We start from the raw sequence: 20,293 nt of genomic DNA on the forward strand, positions 1-20,293 counted from the left end.
TCTTTCTTAAATCTTACTCAGCAAAGTCCTGAAATTCACTTTTTCATCAATAATCTTTCTAAGATCAGCCACAGCGACCCTCTCCTGCTTCATCGTGTCGCGATCTCTGATGGTGACAGTGTGATCTACCAAACTGTCGTGATCGATTGTGATACAAATTGGCGTTCCGATCGCATCCTGTCGTCTGTAACGTTTCCCGATCGCATCTTTTTCTTCATAGAACAGGTTAAAATCATACTTCAGATCGTTGAAGATTGTTTCTGCATATTCTGCCAAACCGTCTTTTTTCATTAATGGAAGAATCGCTGCTTTTACCGGCGCCAAAGCTGGCGGCAAACTTAGAACCGTTCTTTCTGATCCGTCTTCCAAAACCTCATCTTTAAGACAAGTCGAGAACAGAGCTAAGAACAATCTGTCCAATCCAACCGAAGTTTCTACAACGTAAGGCACATAGCTCTCATTTCTTTCCGGATCAAAATACTGTAACTTCCTGCCCGAGAATTTCTCGTGGGCCTTCAAATCAAAATCAGTTCGGCTGTGAATTCCTTCCAATTCTTTGAAACCAAAAGGAAAATTAAACTCGATATCAGCCGCGGCATTCGCATAATGCGCCAGTTTCTCGTGGTCGTGGAACCGGTAATTTTCTGCACCAAGACCCAGCGCTAAATGCCACTTAAGACGCGTCTGTTTCCAATATTCATAAAATTCCAACTCCGTTCCCGGCGGCACAAAATATTGCATTTCCATTTGCTCAAATTCTCTCATTCGGAAGATGAACTGCCGCGCAACGATCTCATTTCTAAAGGCTTTTCCAATCTGCGCAATCCCGAATGGCAATTTATGACGAGACGTTTTTTGAACATTCAGATAATTGACGAAAATCCCCTGAGCCGTTTCCGGTCTTAAGTAAAGTTCCGTGGCATTTTCCGAAGCAGCACCCAGTTTGGTCCCAAACATCAGGTTGAATTGTCGCACTTCTGTCCAGTTTCTTGAACCCGTATCAGGATCGGCAATTTCCAACTCCTCGATCAATGCTTTCACATCCGCCAGGTTTTCAGTTTCCAGAGATTTTGCCATTCTCGTAAGGATTGCCGCTCTTTTCGCCCGATATTCCAAGACTTTGGGGTTCGTCGCTTCAAACTCAGCTTTGTTGAAAGCATCACCAAATCTCTTGGCCGCTTTTTCTATTTCTTTATTTTCTTTTTCCTCAATTTTCGCGCAATAATCCTCGATCAAAACATCAGCACGGAATCTTTTCTTAGAATCTTTGTTGTCGATCAAAGGATCGTTGAACGCGTCCACGTGTCCGGAAGCCTTCCAGATTGTCGGGTGCATAAAGATGGCAGAGTCTATGCCCACGATGTTTTCGTTCAGCTGAACCATCGCTTTCCACCAGTATTGTTTGATGTTATTTTTCAGTTCCGCACCGTTTTGTCCGTAGTCATAGATTGCAGAAAGTCCGTCGTAGATCTCAGAACTTGGGAAAATAAAACCATATTCCTTAGCGTGAGAAATCACCTTTTTGAAAACATCTTCTTGCTTTGCCATATCGAGTTGAATTGATGTGCAAAAATAAGGAAAATGTAGGAAGTTGAGACAACTTTTTGGATTCCCAAAATCGAGCGTTCAAAAACCCGAATTTTAAGGAGCCGGGAACCGGCTGTCCGTTGCAAACCTAACGAAGTGGTTCGACGTAGTCAATCTTTTTTGCCACACGCTTTGCCAAGATGACACGGTACAAAAACGGCAAAAAAGGATTTCCACTACCATCAGGGCTAGTAACGTTTTCGGCTTCGAAAAGAAAACTTCAAAAAAAATCGATGTTTCACAATAGAACGAGAGAGAAACGCAGAAAAAACTTCCAAAACCCATCTTCCCGCTTCCCGCAATTTCATTACTTTTGTGAAACTTCTTTCCGATGTACAAACGCATTATCCGCCCGATTCTTTTCCACTTCGATCCGGAAGCGGTTCATCATTTTACCTTTTCTGTTCTGAAAAATTTCGGTTTTCTGGCTCGATTATTTTTACCAAAACCAATCGAAGATAAAAGACTCGAACGCGAAGTTTTCGGACTCAAATTCAAAAATCCGGTGGGCTTGGCTGCAGGTTTTGATAAGGATGCAAAACTCTTCAACGAACTTGCCAGCCTTGGTTTTGGCTTCATCGAAATCGGAACTTTGACACCCAAACCGCAGCCCGGAAATGATAAAAAACGCCTGTTCAGATTGAAGGAAGATTCTGCCATCATCAACCGAATGGGTTTCAACAATGGCGGCGTGGACGAAGCCATCGAACGATTGAAGAAAAACAAAAACGTGCTCATCGGCGGAAACATCGGCAAAAATAAAGCGACGCCAAACGAAGAAGCGGTTAACGATTACAAAATCTGTTTCGAGAAATTATTTCCGTACGTCGATTATTTCGTCGTGAATGTCAGTTCGCCAAACACACCGAATCTGCGTGAACTTCAGGATAAAAAACCTTTGACGGAAATTCTTTCGTCACTTCAAAACCTCAATCTCCAAAAGCCAAAACAAAAACCTATTCTTCTAAAAATTGCTCCTGACTTGACGGATGAGCAGCTTTTGGACATCATTGCAATTGTAAAAGAAACCCAAATCGCCGGCGTCATCGCAACGAACACCACTTTGTCGAGAGAAAATTTGATTTCAGAAAATAAAACCGAAACCGGCGGACTTTCCGGCAAACCTTTAGCTAAACGCTCAACAGAAGTCATCAGATTTCTGTCAGAAAAAAGCGGAAGAGCTTTCCCAATCATCGGCGTTGGCGGAATCCATTCGGCGCAAGATGCTTTGGAAAAACTGGAAGCTGGCGCGAGTCTTGTTCAGCTTTATACAGGCTTCATCTACGAAGGTCCGGAGTTGATTAATGAAATCAATCGCGCAATTCTTCAAAAATCATAAACAATGGAACTTATTACACTTAGGATTTTCAACACCGAAATAGAAGCCGAAATGCTTAAGATTTTTCTAGAAACCAATGGCGTTGAAGCCTTTGTCTTCGGGAATATTTTGGCAAATACCTACAATCTTTTCAACACAACAAGCGGCGGCGTTCAGCTGAAAGTCTCGGAAAACGACTTCGAAAAAGCGAATGAATTGATGACTGAATTTTATAACAAAGACAATCAGTAAAAAACAAAACCTCGCCCAATTTGACGAGGTTTTGTTATAATTTTCCTAAAGTTTTAAAACTTAAAATCTACACCAACATAGAAATTCTGCTTCATCACCGGCGCATAAACCATTCCGCCATCAAAGTAATTTCCAAAAGGATTGCCTGCATCCAGAATTGCAGTTTTCTGTTGATAGCCAGTTAAATTTTCTCCACCCAAATATACTCTGATTTTCTCAGAAAAGTTCCTTGAAATCTGAGCATTCAAAGTAGAATTACTTGGCGAATAATCTCCAATTTGAAACTCTGCAGGATTCGATTTCGTATTCGGAAGTCTTTGTTTTCCTACTAAATTTAATGTCGTATCGAAACTCCAGAATCTGCCTTTTTCTGTTTTATTGGTTGAATATGCCAAGTTCGCAAATCCACGGTGTTTCGCCATAAACGGCACTTTTTTCAGTCCGCTCAAGTAATCCAAAGCGACATCGTAATATTTGTAAGCCATTCGAAATTCCAGATTTTTAACCGGCTGAAAATCCCATTGCGTCTGGAAACTATTGGCAAATGATTTTCCTTCCAAATTATAAAACAGAATCTTCTGAGCAGATTCATCCAAATCCGTCACCACTTGATTCTGGAAATCGGTTCTGAAAAAATCGGCCAAAATACTGGATTTTCTTCCAAACAATTTGAATTCCTGCTGAAGACTTACACCATAATTCCAAGCGATTTCCGGTTTCAAACCATAGATTTCTCCGCCATTATTTTGGATTTCAATTTTCCGATTGGATGCAAAATAAGCCTGATTTTCCGCAAAAATATTCGCAGTTCGGAATCCTTTTCCGGCTGAAATTCTGAAAATCGTTTTCGGCGTCAAATCGTATTTGAAATTCATTCTCGGCGTAAACTGTGTTCCTGCAAGATTGTGAAAATCAACGCGAGCGCCCGTCACCAAAGTGAATTTTTCGCCAGTCAAAGTATATTCTGCAAACAATCCCGGAACGGTTTCAGTTCTCTTGTAATTGTTCAAAAGATAATCTTCATCATATTTATCATAAAGGAAACTCGCGCCAACTTTATATTTGTTGTTCGTATTTCCGATGATGCTTTCGAAAATCAAATTGGAATAATAAGACGTTTCTTTCCCAAAATAATTTCTTAATCCGAAAAAGCTATCTTGCTGATGATAAGTCAGTTGATTCATCCAACCGAGACTTTGATAAGGCTTTCCTTTGAAAATATAACCCGTTTTGTTCCACAATTGGAATCACGAAATATCAATCCCGACGCCATAAAGCGTTTGGTCTTGCTGCGGAATTCTTTTATTAAATCCGATTTGTCCGGCTGTTCGTTCATCTTTCAGAAAATTAATTCCGAAGTGCGTCCCAAATCCGGAGCCTTCCAAATCGTTGTAATTCAATAAATAAGCTACATTTAACTGACTCCCTTTTGGTCTGTCAAGAAAGTTGTCATCATTCATATCCGTATCGCCAAAAGTTCCGTTTCCGTGAAGCAAAACACTTTGGTTCCATTTGCCGGAAAGTGGCGAAGTGCTGGTTACATTAGCTTCAACGCGGCCGTTGTTATCGGCAAAAAGATTGATTTCGGTCTCCGCTTTTTTAGCATCATCTTTGGTTTTCAAAAGTTCGGTATTGATTTGCCCCGTGATGCTTTCGTAGCCGTTCACAACCGTACTTCCACCTTTCGTCAGCTGGATGCCGCCAATCCATCTTCCAGGAATAAAAGTCAGTCCGTATGGCGAGGCCAAACCGCGGATTTCCGGCAATTGCTCTTTGGTAAGCAAAGTGTATTTTTGGTCTAATCCCAACATTTTCAGCTGCTTGGTTCCGGTCACAGCGTTGCTGAAGGAGACATCGACGGTTGCGTTGGTTTCAAAACTTTCGGAAAGATTGCAGCAGGCGGCTTTTAGCAATTCTTTGGAACTGATGTTGAAGACAAGTCCGGCTTCCTTCTTGTTCAGAGCGGTGGCCTCTTTTTCCCGTATCAATTTTACCCCTTCGATCTGCTTCTCATCATTTTCCGAGTGATGAAGAAGAGTATCATTAGGTTTTTCAAAATCAGAATCTCGGGAGTAAAGGCAGCATTCTGGGAGCGCGTTGTAAACCTCATCCGGCGCTCTATATTTTTCATTGTCGTGGCCGGCGTCCGCAATGCTTTTCAGAATGGCATCGCCTGTCACTTTTGATTGGTCGAGGGTGGTTGTCAGCGTCTGGTTTTCGGCGCTCCAATTGGCGGAAGTGGCGCCGGCGGTTAGAGCCGCTTTTTCTATTCTCGCTTTGCATTGTCCGCAATTTCCTTTTACCAAAAACTGTTCGGTAATGGTTTGTCCCAGGGAAAAAACAGATGCCAGCATTAGAATAAAAAACGTAAGTTTTCTACTTAAATAAGTCATCGTTGAAAAGTTTAATTAATTATTTAAGCTCGCAAACTTGCGTTGGATCACACGATTGGGCCATTTTTTGGCTATTGTCCGGTCGGTCGTATTGGCAGCAAGATTCCAGTCCGTTGTAAGTTGTGTCGGACGCGCGGAACATCTCGTTGTCGTGGCCCGCGTCGGCGACACTTTTCAAAATCGTTTTTTTATCAGTTTTGGAAGCGTCATAGCTTACGGTCAAGGTTTTTTTGCTTATGCTCCAGTCGGCAGTGCTTACATTTTTATCGGCTTTGGCAGCCGTTTCGATGCGTTGCTTGCACATTTTGCAGTTGCCTTCCACTCGGGCGGTGAAGGTTTTTGTTTGTGCGGCAACAATTGAAAATAGAAAAGTGGGAAGGAATAATATTCCTGATTTTATGATAGAATACATTTTGATTAATTTTAATGGGTTGAATGATGAAACTGTGAGAAATCCTCAACTATTTTTCAAGCTGAGATTTTCGAAACGTTTAAAAAATGATATTAAAATTAACCAAGCTTTGGCGGCTGCCAAATATTGAAAGATCGTTCAAGAGGCGTGCGAGGATTATAAGAAAATGGATTGCTGATTTCGAAAATGGGTGCGTTCAAGGCGTTATCTAAACTGTTTAGAATAACAGAAAAGACGAATCCGGCATTGCAAATTTTGCAGCTGGAGCAGTTGTCTTTGCAGTTCTTGTCTTTCTTTGAATCGTGATCGCAAGAATTAGATTTTTTCTCTTCTTTTTTGCAGCAGTCGGAGCTTTGAGTCTGCGCTTCGCAACAAGAATTCTCAGAAACTGCCGTAGCAAAATTCTGATTTGGAAATATAAAAATTCCCAAACAAAAAATCATTAGCAAAAGTTGCAGTTTTCTAAGCATTGCTTTGCAAAATTAGGAAAAATATTTTATCCCATCGGCACAATTTTTTCTTCAATAAAGAACCGACGCTAATGGAAATTGGCATTCTATTTCTTCGTAAATTTACATCAATGAAAAATTTATTGATTTTAACTTTTATGAACTTCTTTCTGTCCCATTGCGCACAGAAAAAAATAGATTTAACCCAAAAACCAGAACAACAGACTATGGAAAATAGCACCCACACCAACAATCCGTATTACTCGAGAACCGATAAAACCAAGCTGAATGTCTCCAATGAAGAGTGGAGAAAAATCCTGCCGCCGGAAGTTTATGCCATTGCAAGAGAGGCCAATACCGAATATCCTTTCACCGGAAAATACAATGATTTTGATGAACTCGGGGAATATTATTGCGCGGTTTGCGGCAATCATCTATTCCGTTCCAGTTCGAAATTTGCAAGCTCCTGCGGCTGGCCAAGTTTCTACGAAGCCGATAAAGACGGCGTGATTTACAAAAGAGACACCTCGCACGGCATGGAAAGAATAGAGGTGCTTTGCAAACGTTGTGATTCCCACTTGGGACACGTTTTCAATGATGGTCCGCCGCCGACAGGGATGCGCTTCTGCATGAATTCTGCAAGTTTGGATTTCGAGCCGGATAGCCGAAAATAGTTTCGGCCAAAAAAGTTTGATAAAAAATGGATTTTAAAATCGCAAAGATAAATTTGCGATTTTTGTTTCATTCATCGCAAATCACTTTCGAAATAATTTGGATGCAGTGCAATTGGCCTAATCAGAGAGAAAAATTATATCTAAAATTAGCCTAACTGAACTTAATCATCCTTAATTTTGTAGTTCTAAATCTTAATAAAATTGAAAACCATCTTCATCACGGGCGCCACTTCCGGAATCGGAAAAGCAACTGCAATCCTTTTAGCAAAACAAAAAAACCGACTCATTCTCTGCGGAAGAAATCAAATAATTCTAGAAGAACGGAAAACTGAATTATCAAAAGAAACAGAAGTTTACACTTTGAGTTTTGACGTCAGAAATTCGGATGAAGTTTTCGATGCAATTGGCTCGCTTCCAGACGAATGGAAAAACATTGATGTACTGATTAATAATGCCGGAAATGCCCACGGATTAGATTCTATCGCAGACGGAAATCCTGAAGATTGGGACGCGATGATGGACGGAAATGTCAAAGGTTTGCTGTATGTTTCCCAGCCGATTATAAGATTAATGAAAGAAAAACAGAACGGACAAATCATTAATATCAGTTCGGTTGCGGCAAGACAAACTTACGCCAATGGCGTCGTCTATTGCGCGTCGAAAAGAGCGGTGGACGTCATTTCTGAAGGGATGAGACTGGAACTCACGGAATTCGGAATCCGCGTGACGAACATTCAGCCGGGCGCCGTGGAAACGGATTTTTCGAAAGTGAGATTCAAAGGCGATGCGGAAAGAGCCGCGACCGTTTATGCTGGTTACGAGCCATTAATCGCTGAAGACATTGCCGATGCGATTGCTTATTGTATCAATGTTCCGGAGCGTGTTTCGATCGCAGAATTCACGATTTATCCAAAAGCGCAGGCCGAACCAAGGACGATTTACAGGAAATAAAGAGATGTTTTTAAGTCCAATTTTTTAATGGAAGCGAATCTTGCAGTTAATCATAACATTTGCCGAATGAAAATCCTCCACATAGAAACCTCGTCCAAAAACTGTTCTGTTGCCATTTCTGATGGCGAAGAAATGCTTTGTCTGTGCGAAGAAGTTTCAGATAATTATAAACAATCCGAAAGTCTTCATTCGTTTGTAGAATGGGCTTTGGAAGGTGCCGAGATTTCTTTGAAAGATTTGGATGCAATTTCTCTTGGGAAAGGTCCCGGTTCTTACACAGGCCTTAGGATTGGCGCCGCTTCTGCAAAAGGATTTTGCTATGGTTTGAAAATCCCGTTGATAGCCATCAATTCCCTGGACTCGATGGTCGAAGAATTTGTAAATCAAGGGTTTGAACTTATTATTCCGTTGATCGATGCCCGAAGAATGGAAGTTTACACCGCTGTATTCGACGGAACTTCCGGCGAAATGATTTCTCAAACGGAAGCCAAAATCTTAGACGAAAATTCCTATTCCGAATTTGCAAATAAGAAAATTCTGTTTATTGGCGATGGTTCAAGAAAAGCGCAAGAACTTCTAAACCTTCGAAATGCAGAATTTAGATCCGATATTTATCCTTCGGCAAAAGGATTGATAAAAAAATCTGTTGAGAAATTTAATCAAAAAGATTTTGAAGATACCGCATATTTTGAACCTTTTTATCTAAAGGATTTTCAGGGAATTAAGAAAGCAGACCGGATCAAAAAACCATAAAAGTTACAAACCATCTTATTTATTTCTTTGAGATTTTATAGAGTTTCCCGCTATCCGTAATCGCATAAAGATTTCCATCCATCCCGTTCAAAACATCCCGAAATCTTTCGTTTTGGTCAAGCAGTAGCCGCTCTTCGCCCACGACTTTATTATCTTTGATGACGATTCTGTTGATGTGTTCGCCGCTGAGGCAGCCGATGAAAAGATTGTTTTTCCATTCCTCGATATTTCCGGTGTAGAAGGTGATGCCGCTGGGAGAGACCACCGGATCCCAATAATAAACCGGCTGTTCTGTTCCCGCTTTTTGAGTGGTTCCGTTATTGATTTTTTGACCGTTGTATTCGATTCCGTAGGTCACGTCGCCCCAGCCATAATTTTTTCCCGCCTTGATGAGGTTGATTTCGTCGCCACCTCTCGGTCCCATTTCCGTTTCCCAAAGTTGCCCTTTTTCATCGAGCGCCAAGCCTTGCGGATTTCTGCTTCCGTAGGAATAGATCTCGGGTTTGTAACCGGTTTTTCCAATAAAAGGATTTCCCGGAGCCGGCTGCCCGTCTTTAGTTATCTTTAATATTTTCCCCAAATAATTATCGGTTTTCTGGGCATAGACCCTCGTTTGCTTATCCGATCTTTCGCCCGTGCTTACAAACAGATTTCCGTCTCGGTCAAAAACCAATCGGCTTCCGTAATGTTTGTCGCCTTCATAAGTTGGCGTAGCGCGGAAAATCACTTTCACATCGGAAATAGTTTTTAAATCTTGCGATAATTTCCCCTTTCCACAGCTGTATGATTACCGTTGGCATAAGGTTCGGAAAAACTAAAGTAAATAATATGGTTTGTGGGGAAATCGGGATCCAAAGCCACATCCAGCATTCCGCCTTGTCCTTTGGCATCTACTTTGGGGAATCCCATTATTTTAGAAACCGATTTTCCATCAGCAGAGACGACGTTCATAAAACCCGACTTCTCTGTAATTAGGAATCTTCCGTCGGGCAGGTTGATGATTCCCCACGGTCTTCCCAGCACGTCATTAAGGACTTCGACTTTATAAGGCGTTGTTGTTTTTACTGGTGTAATTCTGGTTTGTCCTGGGAAAGCAGGTTTGTAATTGGTGTTTGGTTTTTCCTCTTGGGCTGTCGGTTTGCTGGGCTGTCCTTTCCATTCGCAAGAATATAAAAGAAGCAACGCGCAAAGAATAGTTGGGAAGGTGGATTTTAACATAGGATTATTTTCTTAATGGGATGAAAAAATAATGCCAGTGAGTATCTCAGAGATTATTTCGCAAGATAGATAAATGTAAATATTTCGTATTTTTGTACTATGCAATTCAAACTTCAATCAGACTATCAACCCACTGGAGATCAGCCACAAGCCATAGAAAAATTGGTAGAAGGCATTAATGTCGGCGAGAAATATCAAACGCTTTTAGGGGTTACAGGTTCCGGAAAAACTTTTACGATTGCCAATGTTGTGAATCAGGTTCAGAAACCGACTTTGGTTTTGGCGCACAACAAGACTTTGGCGGCTCAGCTTTTTATGGAATTCAAGGAGTTTTTTCCAGAAAATGCCGTAGAATATTTTGTGAGTTATTACGACTACTACCAGCCGGAGGCTTTCATTGCATCGACTAATACGTATATCGAGAAAGATCTCAGCATCAATGAAGAAGTAGAGAAACTCAGACTTTCTGCCACCGCCAGTCTGCTTTCCGGCCGGCGCGACGTTTTGATTGTTGCATCCGTTTCCTGCATTTATGGTGTAGGCAACCCAAAAGAATTCGAGAAATCCCTGATTAGCATCACGAAAAGTGAAAAAATATCCAGAACAAGACTCCTCAATTCGCTCGTGGGTGCTTTATATTCCAGAGCTTTGAATGAATTCCAAAGAGGAACTTTCCGCGTGAAAGGCGACGTTATCGATGTCTATCCGGCGTATGCCGACACGGCCGTCAGACTTCAGTTTTTTGGCGATGAGATAGAAGCGATTCAAAGTTTCGATCCGGTTTCTGGCACCGTGATTTCTAATTTTGACTCGATTAATATTTATCCGGCCAATCTTTTCGTTACCACACCCGAGACCATGCAGTCCGCGATCCGTCAGATTCAGGATGACTTGGTAAAACAAGTCGATTTCTTCCGGGAAATAGAAAAACCTTTGGAAGCAAAACGTCTGCAAGAACGCACGGAATTGGACTTGGAGATGATTCGAGAATTAGGCTATTGCTCGGGCATCGAAAACTATTCCAGATATATGGACGGGCGCCTGCCGGGATCTCGGCCATTTTGTCTTTTGGATTATTTTCCGAAAGATTACTTGATGGTCATTGACGAGAGCCACGTCACCATTCCGCAGGTTCACGCGATGTACGGCGGCGACAGAAGCCGAAAAGAAGTTCTGGTGGAACACGGTTTCCGATTGCCGGCTGCGCTGGACAACAGACCTTTGAAATTCGACGAATTTGAAATGATGCAAAATCAGGTAATTTATGTATCTGCTACGCCTGCCGATTATGAATTGGAAAAATCCGGCGGAACCTATATTGAGCAGATTGTGCGCCCTACCGGACTTTTGGATCCTGTTATCGAAGTTCGTCCAACGCTGAATCAGATTGATGACCTCATCGAAGAAATCAGCAAAAGAGCAGAATTGGATGAAAGGGTTCTCGTCACGACATTAACCAAAAAAATGGCGGAGGAGCTCACCAAATATTTTACCAAAGTCGGCATCAGAACGCGCTATATCCATTCCGATGTCGAGACTTTGGAAAGGATTCAGATTATGCAGGATTTGCGACTCGGTTTGTTTGATGTTTTGGTGGGCGTCAATCTTTTGCGAGAGGGTTTGGATCTGCCGGAAGTTTCGTTGGTCGCAATTTTGGATGCAGACAAAGAAGGCATGTTGCGTTCCCGAAGATCAATCATCCAGACGGTGGGTCGTGCGGCCAGAAACCTGAACGGACGAGCCATAATGTATGCAGATAAGGTTACAAAATCTATGCAGGCCGCCATCGATGAAACCAATTATCGACGGGAAAAACAAATGCAATACAATACCGAAAACGGCAAAGTTCCTACGGCACTTAACAAAAAAATCAGTGAAAATCTGGTGGGCAGAAGCAAGGATTTCCCGGATGAGAAATACATCCAAAAAGTGCTGATGCAGGAAGTGGCGGAAACCAAAGCGCACTACGGAAGCGCAGATATCGAAAAAATTGTGGTTGCAAAGCAAAAAGAAATGGAAGCCGCCGCGAAGAATCTGGATTTCATAAAAGCTGCTAAACTACGGGACGAAATTGCTGCCCTGAAAGCTTAATGCGGAAGTAGATATTTGTAAAACTTCAGGATTTTTTTGGCTTTTCGTTTGCGCGCTTTCTGCGCGCTGTAGTCGGTGATTTTTTTGCGGCAGAATTCGTAGTCGGCGCCTGAAAGTTTGGCATATTCGGCGCTGATGCTTTCGATAATTTTGCGATCGTTGGTGAGTCTCTCGAAATTTTTTAATCTTTTGGTGATATTAATTTCCTCATAAAAACTCATTCGGTTGAGATCTACGAGGAAATACAGGTATTGACCTTCCGATTTTTTTATCAAGAAGTTGCCGGCGGCATTATCGATAAAGATGATTCCGTGCTCGTGCAACCGGTAAATGAGTTGGGTATATCCTTTGATGATCTGTTCTCTGTCTGCAAAATCAGGGTCTGCCAGCACGTCTGCCAGCGTGCAAACCTCCTGCAATTGTTCACTAATATAGTAGCTGGAGGTGACTCCGATCCAATCGTAATTCTCTATATAAGCAATGGGTTTTGGTGTCAAAAAACCTTTGTCCAAAAGCATATGAGCGTAGTCGTAAGAGCGGTGTGCCTTGGATCTTCTGTAATGTTTATAGACGTGTCTGTTGATAATGTTGTGTTGTTTGAAAGATTTAAAATTCAGTACCAAATCCTTCACTACGAAGTACTTAACAACATTTCTGTTTCCGCGTCCTACAACAACACCCTCATTTTTAAAATTATTCAAAATGTTCAAAATGTCATTTTTGTAGAGCGCATATTCCTCGGATAAAACGAACTTCATAATGTTGCTACTTTAATTTTTTTTATTTCAGTGTTGTTTCTATCATATCCATCATTTTGTCAAGATCTACATCATTGGTATTGATGGAGAAGCTTTTGTCGTTGTAAGGCATGTACGTGGCTTCGTCCGTAACTTTGAAAAGCCCAACTGTAGGCACGTTTACAGAACTGGCGAGATGCATGACACCATTGTCTGCCGCTATGAATAAGGCGCAATTTACGAGAAAACCACCCATTTCACGAATATCTTTACTGTAAAAATTCGGAATTGCAAAATTCAGTTTGGAAACGTTTTCGACGGGGAGAAGTTCGACGATGTTGTAATCCGGAAATTTGGCTTCCAGCTTTTGGTAGAAGGCAATCCACCATTCTTCGGAATAGCATTTGGTACCGGTGGCATTGGTAAAGAGGCAGATGGTTTTCCTGTCGTTTTTGGTTATTTGTTTTAGATTTTCTTTTCCTTTTTCAATTTCTTCTTGATCCAAGATGATTTTTAGGGATGGGACTTTGGATGTATTTTCAGGAAAACCCAATTCTGTAAGGAATTTTCTTAGATTGTAGATGGTTTTTTTGGCGTCGTGTTTATAATCGGGATATTTTGCGCTAAGTTCCTCATCCTGATCGCCAAAAAGTTTGTAAGTTGCATTGGTGGCGAGAAGAGACAGCCGACCGGATGATGAGCCGGGATTGGAATTGATGGCCAAGTCGTATTTTCGGCGTCTCAGTTGAAACCAGCCCGCGATATACTTTCCCAAATCGCTGAAAGGTTTTTTTGGAAGCTGAATGTAGCGGTCAATATTTTCATAATTTTTATAAATCACCGGCGCGACACTGCCCTTGACGAAAAGGTCGATGCGGCTGTCGGGAAAAGTATTGATAACCTCCTGTACCAAAGGCGTTAGGAGCAGAAGATTTCCCAGTCTGTGGTTGGGTCTGGAGATCAATATTCTTTTGATGCTAACCTCTTTGTTGGGATTAGAACCATACTTCTGCTTACCAATATTTTTGGTAAGCCTGCGCATTAATGATCGCCGTGCCGCATTTATTCTTTTGTTGAATTTCATCCATTAAAACTTATACACGGTTGTCTTAGATTTTGAATTTACGGTGTTTCCCCGGATGGGTGTCAATAGATCCATCAAGCCATTTATCTTAATTTCATAGATGGTGGAAAGTTGCATTCCTAGTTTTCCTTTTGGAAATCCGCCATTTCTCGCGAACCATTCCAGGTAGCTTATGGGTAAATCTGCAAGCACCGCGTCTTTATATTTGCCAAAGGGCATCCGGACTTCGCAAATTTCTTTCAGAATTGCAGTATTTGGCTTTTCCATCAGACGATGAGATTTGCCGGTTTATCCCGGTCATTATTTTCATTGGGCAATTGGAGTGGCGGAGGAGCGTCTTCGTCGGAAAACTCGTCTCTGTAAACCTGCATCAATAATAAGGTAATAGACAGCAAGATGGGTCCAAAAATCAAACCCATAAACCCAAATATATTCATCCCCATTATTATTCCGAAAACGGTAACCAGCGGATGGATGTCTTCCAGTCTTTTGAGCAATGTAAATCTTAACAAATTATCGGTGAGCCCTACCACGGCAAGTCCATAAAGGATGACGCCCAGGCCGGGACCCGTGCTACCTTCGGCAATCATAAAAATCCCTACCGGCACGTAAACAATGGCCGCCCCCACGAGGGGAAGCATCGATGCAACGGCTGTGAGGGCAAACAACAGCATGGGGCTGGGAGCGCCAAAAATGGAGTAACCAATCAAAGAAACAACACCTTGCCCCAATGCTACCACGGGAATCCCGATGGCGTTTGCGATCACAAGTTTGTTAAACCGTTCGCCGAGCATCTGCGTGTTGGTTCTTTTGAACGGCATTGCTTTCACAACGGTTCTTTCAAACAATCTTGCCTTTACAAACATAAAATAAAGAATAAAATACATGGATATTACCACGGTAAATGTATTGAAAGTGGTGCTGACGGCCTTTGTGGAAAGCGTTCCGGCAAAATTGGTCATCTTATTAATATTCTCTTTGCTAAGAATGTCGAACCCGACTTTGGAATAGATAAACTGGTGGATTTTTTCCAAAAAAACATTGAATCGATCCAGATAGGCGTTCATATTGGCTGCCTTGGAAACCAGCATATCGACAATGAAATAAACGGGAAGAATAAGAACAATCAATGAGGCCAGCATCAAAACGAAAGCTGCAAGCCACGGTTTCCAGTGCTTTACCTCGACTAAATAATAGTTATACCTTCTACAGACGATGTAGAGCGTGACTGCGCCTAACACCGATGGAATAAATAGTGCCAGATTCCAGCCAATCAAGCCGACTAAAATGCATATTAAAATAATTAAAGCTATCTGTTTTATGACAACAGACTCTATCGGTTTACCTGAATCGGACATATTTTTATAATTTAATTTTTTTCTAATTGTCTTGGCAAGGCAACATACGCACAGTAAGCGGAATACATTGTGGAATAGTAAAAGAGATAAGTAATAATGACGCCAATGCCGCAGGCAAGAATTCCCAATGCAGAACACAAATAAGCCAAGAGATTAATCAATAAAAAATCACCGTAATGATCTTTTACCACTTCGATAGATTTTCTGACCGCATCAATGGCAGAAACATTCTGAAACAATAAAAATGGAAAACCCAGGAACAAGAACGGCATCACAAATACAGCGGGCAAATAGCAAAGATTGGTACAAATCATAGCAACCACAGAGAATATTAATCCGTACAAAACAATATTTAAAAAATTTTGTCTATACCCGATGAACAAGTCAGAAAAGTCGATCGGTTGGTTCAGGTTTTTTTTGTGTGCCACATAAATAGTACCTACAATAAGCGGAGAAAAAATTAGAATATTGATGAGAGAAGCGCCTCCTGCGAAAGTCCAAAAAGGAGTTCCGCGATACAGTTCTTGGTAGATCTCCGAATTATAAGCTCCCATCGATTGAGAAGTTTGACTGATCTCCACGACAGAGGACCACAACCCCGTCAAAGAAAACAGAATAGAGAGCGCAATAAAAAAGATAAGCCCTGCCACCAAAGGATAGATAAAGATACCTTTGTAAAGGTCGAAAGCATGCGAGATAATGCTGCCAGAATCTCGGCCGGGAACTTTACCCGCTGTTTCCAAATCAGTAAAATTTTCCATAGTAGTTTAAGTTTGAAGTTATTATCAAATCTACATAAAAAAATTATGAAAATAAATTATCATCCCTAAAATTATTCTTCAAAATTTCCTACCAGATTTTTATACAGGACATAAATCATTGCATTCCAGAACGGAAATGTAAAAAATATGCCGAAGAAGAACAGAAGGAATCCACTATATGAAAAAAAGCTGGCCACGATGCTTGCAATAACAATTAGAATGAAATTCTGCAGAAAAATCTGCACACTGATTTTGAAAGATCGGAAATAGCTAAAGCCTCGGAAAAACATCAGCGCCGGCACAAAAAGTACCATCGGTATCCACAGCAATGTAAAAATGGAAAGAAAACTGCTAATAACATTCCAGACCAAAGCATAGAATGCAAACAGAAAGAAATAATGTCCTTGGTAGCCCGCAAAAAGATCACCCGTTACAGGCTTTTCTTCAAGATCCAGCTTTCTGTAGATCTTAAAAAAACCAATATTCAAAGGAAAAATAATCGCTTTGATAACCATCATTACTTGTAAAAAATAAACCGCATTGTCCGTCTGCATCAAGGCTTCGTATTTTTCCAGAAAAGCTTGACTGTCGGTATAAAGAAGACTTTGAAACTTCTGAATCTCATCGAAAAGTCCGTAATAGCGAAAAGCGTACAATCCTGCAAACAGCGTGACGGAAAAATAGAGCACCGAGAACAGGAACTGAAACGGCAAGGTGCTTACCCAATATTGATAGGCGTCTGTCAGCAATTTCCCGAAATCCGGTTTTGGCGGCGTCATTCTCAAACTTTTTTTGCAAAAGTAACCAATTAATGTCAAGAAAAAATTCTTGATTTTCAAAAAAAGACAATTGTTAAAAAAAACTTTAACCCCCAATGTCTATGCAATTCCAATCGATCTAATTCCTACTTTTGTTTTATGTTTCAGAATCCGGAGTTTCATAGAATGGATGTCTTGTCGGCACAGGGAGAAGCCTTCTTTTTCCTGATCGATTTTTTGATGACCGATGTCAAAATATTTTCTCCTAAAGACATTGAAAATAAAACTTTATTAATTGATTTCCCGAACGTTAGCAACGTTAATGAGGAGGACGAAGAACTGCCCGAGTTTGAATGGAAATCCTTTCCGGAATCCTTAGAAATTTATCAAAAAGGGTTTGAGCTGGTGCAAGATCATATCAAAAAAGGAAATTCTTATCTGGCCAACTATACCAGAAAAACAGAAATCCAAACCGGGTTGACGATGGAACAGATTTTCCGATTTTCCAAAGCGAAATACAAAATACTGCTACCCGACCGATTTGTCTGCTTCTCCCCCGAAACCTTTATCCAAATTATTCAGAACAAAATAGTGACACATCCTATGAAAGGCACAATTGATGCTAAAGTGATCCATGCTGAGGAACTGCTGAAAAACGATCCAAAAGAGAAAGCAGAGCATTACACCGTGGTCGATTTGCTGCGAAATGACCTGAGTATGGTAGCCAATGATGTGAAAGTAAACGATTTTCAGCGCATCGACCTCATCAAAACACAGCAAAAAGACCTGTTGGCAATGAGCTCCGAGATCGCAGGCGATATAAAACCGGAATACCAAAACAAAATAGGCTCGATTCTGCAGAACTTGTTGCCTGCCGGATCTATCTTGGGTGCTCCGAAAAGAAAAACTTTGGAGATCATTTTGGAAGCTGAAGGATATCATCGCGGGTTTTATACCGGAATTGGCGGATATTTTGATGGTAGAAATCTCGACTCCTGTGTGATGATCAGATTTATCGAGAAAGAAAACGGTAAACTGTATTTCAAAAGTGGAGGCGGAATCACCCACCGGAGTATTTTAAGCCACGAATACGAAGAAATGAAAAACAAAATCTATGTCCCGATTTATTGAGAGCATCAAGGTCGAAGATCAAAAAATCTTCCTTGCGGAACTTCATCAGAAAAGAATGATGGAGACATTCGCGCATTTTGGAAGCGCATGCGAACTCGATATTCAGAGCATATTTGTCAATCTTAAACACAATGAAAACGGACTTTTCAAATTACGTATAGAATATGACTTGGACAATCATTTTACAACGAAACTCATCCCGTACGCCATTTCGCAGCACGACGATTTCGAATTGATGATGGCCGACGAAATAGATTACAGCTTTAAATATGCCGACAGAAGGCCAATCGAAAAATTAAAAAAAGAAAGCGACGCCGAAGAAATCATCATCGTAAAGGAAAATCACATCACAGATACTTCGTATTCCAATCTCTTGTTCCTGAAAGACAAAAAATGGTTCACGCCATCAACTTACCTGCTCAATGGCGTGATGCGGCAGCATTTGCTAACGAAAAAGAAAATAAAAGAAGCCGAAATCACGCTGGACAACATCAAAGAGTTTTCTCACTTCCAACTCATCAATGCGCTCAATGATTTTGATGAAACGTCCATCTATTCGATCGAGAGCATCATCAATCTGCCGAAGGAAGAATCGGATTTGGATTTTGGATAAACAATTTTTCCGCGACTTATTACAAAAATGCGCTATTTCAACTCCGAAAAATACTGTTTCAGGACATCGGCATTATTGCAGCCGGCCGTCATCACTTCCAAAATTTTTGGTTTTGGATTTGGTTTGAAGAAGTTGGGCAAAACTCTATCCAGCGTGATTTCTTCCTCCACTTTGGTATAATCAAATCCGAAAGTTTTAGCCACCGATTCCGCATTTCTGTTGTGTTGCGTTGCGATGTACTCGTCCAGCGCATTGGTTTCGCTCGCTCCAGGAATAATTTTAAAAATATTTCCCTCGCCATTATTGAAAATTACAATTCTCGTGTACGGCGGAATGTACCGGTTCCAAAGTCCGTTGATATCATAGAAAAAAGAAATATCGCCGGTGATCAAAATGGTAGGGTCATCTTCCATCATCGCAAACCCCATTGCCGTAGAAGTGCATCCGTCGATGCCGCTGGTTCCTCGGTTGCAATAGACGTCATGTTTCTGAAAATCAAATAATTGTGCATATCGGATAGCCGAACTGTTGGAAAAATGAATTTTATAATTCTCCGGAATATGCTTGGATAATTGGTAAAAAAGATAAAAATCCGAGTAAGGCGCTTTTTTCAAGAACTGCTCGTGCTTGGCGTCTTTTTTATCTTTCAAAACATCCCAAAGATTGAAAAATGGCCGTGGTTCCAGATTGACAGATTTTAACAATTGGGCAAAGAAAACCTGTGGCTTCGTTTCTATTTTTTGAGTCAAAGCATTATAAGTATCAGGCTGCCAATGCTCATCAATGTGCCAATGCTTGGTCGGCCGGGCTTTCCTTAGAAATTGTTTTACCCTTTTGGAAACCACATTTTGGCCGATGGTGATCAGCAAATCCGGCGCGTAGGTGTAATAATCGGTCTCAGAAAAATCAGTAACATAGCGGTCGATGTGGGCAAAAAACTTCTCGTGCGCCAGATTCGAATTCGTTTCTGTCAAAACCACAACGGTGTGATTTTTAACCAGTTGAGCGAGCTGTGTTTCCAACTCAGGGTTGGGAGCCAGAGTTCCTGCCAGAATCAAAATCCGCTTGGAAATGTTCCAGTCTGCTATAAGAGTGGACGGCATTTCATAATTTTTTTTCCGGATGCTGGGTTCTACCCGTGGGAAAAAAGGCAATTCATCTACAAGGTTGTAAAGCGGCTCTGCCAAAGGAATATTGATGTGAACCGGTCCGCTTTTTTCAATGCACAGTTCGACGGCTTTTTTTACTGTTTCGAAGTTATGGTCATCGGCGCCCTCCTCGGCGTCTTCCAGCAGTTCGAAGTCGCCGTAAGAATGCTGTTGGTAAAGATTTTTCTGGCGAATGGTCTGCCCATCAAAAATATCTACAAAATCCACGGGTCGGTCTGCCGTCAAGATCAAAAGTGGTACGTTATGATAAAATGCTTCTACGACGGCGGGATAATAATTGGTGGCAGCAGAACCGCTCGTACAAGTGATGGCGACGGGCTTTCGGATAGATTTCGCAATTCCCAGACCAACGAAAGCTGCCGATCTTTCGTCCACAATGCTGTAACATTGGAAGGCATCAATCTCCGAAAAATGGATGGCCAACGGGGCATTCCTAGAGCCGGGCGAAATAATTACCTTATCGATACCGTATTGCTTGAGGATGTGGGCGAGAATTTGGATGCTGCGTTTCGCAGAATATTGCTTCATTTATAAAATTTACTGAGAATTTTTGAACCACGTAGAAATATAGAACTTAGAAGCAT

17 protein-coding genes and 2 pseudogenes are annotated in these 20,293 nt (G+C 41.3%); 8 read left to right on the forward strand and 11 right to left on the reverse strand.

The genetic code is table 11. The features are described 5' to 3' along the window. Positions 1 to 6 precede the first annotated feature (6 nt). A complete protein-coding gene (locus DTW91_RS01985) occupies positions 7 to 1,548 on the reverse strand; it encodes a glycine--tRNA ligase (RefSeq protein ID WP_125201739.1) in 1,542 nt (513 codons plus the stop codon). A gap of 370 nt (positions 1,549 to 1,918) precedes the next feature. Between DTW91_RS01985 and DTW91_RS01990 the strand changes: the two genes are divergently transcribed. Continuing rightward, on the forward strand, positions 1,919 to 2,926 hold the full coding sequence (locus DTW91_RS01990; RefSeq protein ID WP_125201740.1) for a quinone-dependent dihydroorotate dehydrogenase: 1,008 nt from the start codon (positions 1,919 to 1,921) through the stop codon (positions 2,924 to 2,926). Between the two features lie 3 nt (positions 2,927 to 2,929). After that, positions 2,930 to 3,157, forward strand: a complete 228-nt coding sequence (locus tag DTW91_RS01995; RefSeq protein WP_125201741.1) for a putative signal transducing protein — start codon at positions 2,930 to 2,932, stop codon at positions 3,155 to 3,157. 53 nt (positions 3,158 to 3,210) lie between these two features. Here the strand turns inward: DTW91_RS01995 and DTW91_RS02000 are convergent. Both DTW91_RS02000 and DTW91_RS02010 read right to left on the reverse strand, forming a co-directional pair. Beyond that, a pseudogene (locus tag DTW91_RS02000) lies at positions 3,211 to 5,962 on the reverse strand (TonB-dependent receptor domain-containing protein). A 98-nt stretch (positions 5,963 to 6,060) separates the two neighbouring features. Continuing rightward, entirely contained in the window at positions 6,061 to 6,432 is a 372-nt protein-coding gene (locus DTW91_RS02010; protein WP_125201743.1) for a hypothetical protein, read from the reverse strand. A gap of 206 nt (positions 6,433 to 6,638) precedes the next feature. Here DTW91_RS02010 and msrB point away from each other — a divergent pair, with 206 nt between their 5' ends. From msrB to tsaB, 3 genes are all read left to right on the forward strand, one after another. Next, positions 6,639 to 7,085, forward strand: coding sequence for a peptide-methionine (R)-S-oxide reductase MsrB (gene msrB / locus DTW91_RS02015; protein ID WP_228412615.1), 447 nt, complete (start codon positions 6,639 to 6,641; stop codon positions 7,083 to 7,085). Between the two features lie 201 nt (positions 7,086 to 7,286). Beyond that, positions 7,287 to 8,036: an SDR family NAD(P)-dependent oxidoreductase gene (locus tag DTW91_RS02020; RefSeq protein WP_125201745.1), complete on the forward strand. Its 750-nt coding sequence runs from the start codon at positions 7,287 to 7,289 to the stop codon at positions 8,034 to 8,036. A gap of 66 nt (positions 8,037 to 8,102) precedes the next feature. After that, positions 8,103 to 8,789, forward strand: a complete 687-nt coding sequence (gene tsaB, locus DTW91_RS02025; protein ID WP_125201746.1) for a tRNA (adenosine(37)-N6)-threonylcarbamoyltransferase complex dimerization subunit type 1 TsaB — start codon at positions 8,103 to 8,105, stop codon at positions 8,787 to 8,789. A 19-nt stretch (positions 8,790 to 8,808) separates the two neighbouring features. On the opposite strand, the pseudogene DTW91_RS13015 reads toward tsaB, so the two are convergent. After that, positions 8,809 to 10,007, reverse strand: a pseudogene (locus DTW91_RS13015) (PQQ-dependent sugar dehydrogenase). 99 nt (positions 10,008 to 10,106) lie between these two features. Between DTW91_RS13015 and uvrB the strand changes: the two are divergent. Further along, positions 10,107 to 12,098 carry an excinuclease ABC subunit UvrB gene (gene uvrB / locus DTW91_RS02035; RefSeq protein ID WP_125201747.1) on the forward strand — a complete coding sequence of 664 codons (1,992 nt, stop codon included), beginning with the start codon at positions 10,107 to 10,109 and terminating at the stop codon, positions 12,096 to 12,098. Here uvrB and DTW91_RS02040 read toward each other — a convergent pair. From DTW91_RS02040 to DTW91_RS02065, 6 genes are all read right to left on the reverse strand, one after another. Beyond that, a complete protein-coding gene (locus DTW91_RS02040) occupies positions 12,095 to 12,856 on the reverse strand; it encodes a lipopolysaccharide kinase InaA family protein (protein WP_125201748.1) in 762 nt (253 codons plus the stop codon). The genes uvrB and DTW91_RS02040 overlap by 4 nt on opposite strands. Positions 12,857 to 12,878: 22 nt before the next feature. After that, entirely contained in the window at positions 12,879 to 13,919 is a 1,041-nt protein-coding gene (locus tag DTW91_RS02045; RefSeq protein WP_125201749.1) for a glycosyltransferase family 9 protein, read from the reverse strand. Between the two features lie 3 nt (positions 13,920 to 13,922). Then, on the reverse strand, positions 13,923 to 14,186 hold the full coding sequence (locus DTW91_RS02050; RefSeq protein WP_125201750.1) for a DUF3820 family protein: 264 nt from the start codon (positions 14,184 to 14,186) through the stop codon (positions 13,923 to 13,925). Beyond that, positions 14,186 to 15,277 (reverse strand): AI-2E family transporter, encoded by a 1,092-nt coding sequence (locus DTW91_RS02055; protein ID WP_125201751.1) that lies wholly within the window; start codon positions 15,275 to 15,277, stop codon positions 14,186 to 14,188. Before DTW91_RS02055 ends, DTW91_RS02050 begins: the two co-directional genes overlap by 1 nt. 11 nt (positions 15,278 to 15,288) lie before the next feature. Continuing rightward, positions 15,289 to 16,038 carry a hypothetical protein gene (locus DTW91_RS02060; RefSeq protein WP_125201752.1) on the reverse strand — a complete coding sequence of 250 codons (750 nt, stop codon included), beginning with the start codon at positions 16,036 to 16,038 and terminating at the stop codon, positions 15,289 to 15,291. Positions 16,039 to 16,109: 71 nt separating this feature from the next. Beyond that, positions 16,110 to 16,817 (reverse strand): hypothetical protein, encoded by a 708-nt coding sequence (locus tag DTW91_RS02065; protein WP_125201753.1) that lies wholly within the window; start codon positions 16,815 to 16,817, stop codon positions 16,110 to 16,112. A 138-nt stretch (positions 16,818 to 16,955) separates the two neighbouring features. Between DTW91_RS02065 and DTW91_RS02070 the strand changes: the two genes are divergently transcribed. Both DTW91_RS02070 and DTW91_RS02075 read left to right on the forward strand, forming a co-directional pair. Then, on the forward strand, positions 16,956 to 17,927 hold the full coding sequence (locus tag DTW91_RS02070) for an aminodeoxychorismate synthase component I (protein WP_125201754.1): 972 nt from the start codon (positions 16,956 to 16,958) through the stop codon (positions 17,925 to 17,927). Next, a complete protein-coding gene (locus DTW91_RS02075) occupies positions 17,911 to 18,540 on the forward strand; it encodes an aminotransferase class IV (RefSeq protein ID WP_125201755.1) in 630 nt (209 codons plus the stop codon). The genes DTW91_RS02070 and DTW91_RS02075 overlap by 17 nt, the downstream gene beginning before the upstream one ends. 32 nt (positions 18,541 to 18,572) lie before the next feature. Here the strand turns inward: DTW91_RS02075 and menD are convergent, their stop codons facing one another. Next, positions 18,573 to 20,237, reverse strand: coding sequence for a 2-succinyl-5-enolpyruvyl-6-hydroxy-3-cyclohexene-1-carboxylic-acid synthase (menD, locus tag DTW91_RS02080; protein WP_125201756.1), 1,665 nt, complete (start codon positions 20,235 to 20,237; stop codon positions 18,573 to 18,575). Positions 20,238 to 20,293: the final 56 nt, after the last annotated feature.

Source organism: Chryseobacterium sp. SC28 (assembly GCF_003932955.1).
GTDB lineage: Bacteria > Bacteroidota > Bacteroidia > Flavobacteriales > Weeksellaceae > Epilithonimonas.

What these genes read in the sequence shown, in the direction of transcription:
- DTW91_RS01985 (WP_125201739.1), bottom strand. Translation starts at nt 1,548, where the DNA reads ATGGCAAAGCAAGAAGATGTTTTCAAAAAGGTGATTTCTCACGCTAAG.
- DTW91_RS01990 (WP_125201740.1), top strand. Translation starts at nt 1,919, where the DNA reads ATGTACAAACGCATTATCCGCCCGATTCTTTTCCACTTCGATCCGGAA.
- DTW91_RS01995 (WP_125201741.1), top strand. Translation starts at nt 2,930, where the DNA reads ATGGAACTTATTACACTTAGGATTTTCAACACCGAAATAGAAGCCGAA.
- DTW91_RS02010 (WP_125201743.1), bottom strand. Translation starts at nt 6,432, where the DNA reads ATGCTTAGAAAACTGCAACTTTTGCTAATGATTTTTTGTTTGGGAATT.
- msrB (WP_228412615.1), top strand. Translation starts at nt 6,639, where the DNA reads ATGGAAAATAGCACCCACACCAACAATCCGTATTACTCGAGAACCGAT.
- tsaB (WP_125201746.1), top strand. Translation starts at nt 8,103, where the DNA reads ATGAAAATCCTCCACATAGAAACCTCGTCCAAAAACTGTTCTGTTGCC.
- uvrB (WP_125201747.1), top strand. Translation starts at nt 10,107, where the DNA reads ATGCAATTCAAACTTCAATCAGACTATCAACCCACTGGAGATCAGCCA.
- DTW91_RS02040 (WP_125201748.1), bottom strand. Translation starts at nt 12,856, where the DNA reads ATGAAGTTCGTTTTATCCGAGGAATATGCGCTCTACAAAAATGACATT.
- DTW91_RS02045 (WP_125201749.1), bottom strand. Translation starts at nt 13,919, where the DNA reads ATGAAATTCAACAAAAGAATAAATGCGGCACGGCGATCATTAATGCGC.
- DTW91_RS02050 (WP_125201750.1), bottom strand. Translation starts at nt 14,186, where the DNA reads ATGGAAAAGCCAAATACTGCAATTCTGAAAGAAATTTGCGAAGTCCGG.
- DTW91_RS02055 (WP_125201751.1), bottom strand. Translation starts at nt 15,277, where the DNA reads ATGTCCGATTCAGGTAAACCGATAGAGTCTGTTGTCATAAAACAGATA.
- DTW91_RS02060 (WP_125201752.1), bottom strand. Translation starts at nt 16,038, where the DNA reads ATGGAAAATTTTACTGATTTGGAAACAGCGGGTAAAGTTCCCGGCCGA.
- DTW91_RS02065 (WP_125201753.1), bottom strand. Translation starts at nt 16,817, where the DNA reads ATGACGCCGCCAAAACCGGATTTCGGGAAATTGCTGACAGACGCCTAT.
- DTW91_RS02070 (WP_125201754.1), top strand. Translation starts at nt 16,956, where the DNA reads ATGTTTCAGAATCCGGAGTTTCATAGAATGGATGTCTTGTCGGCACAG.
- DTW91_RS02075 (WP_125201755.1), top strand. Translation starts at nt 17,911, where the DNA reads ATGTCCCGATTTATTGAGAGCATCAAGGTCGAAGATCAAAAAATCTTC.
- menD (WP_125201756.1), bottom strand. Translation starts at nt 20,237, where the DNA reads ATGAAGCAATATTCTGCGAAACGCAGCATCCAAATTCTCGCCCACATC.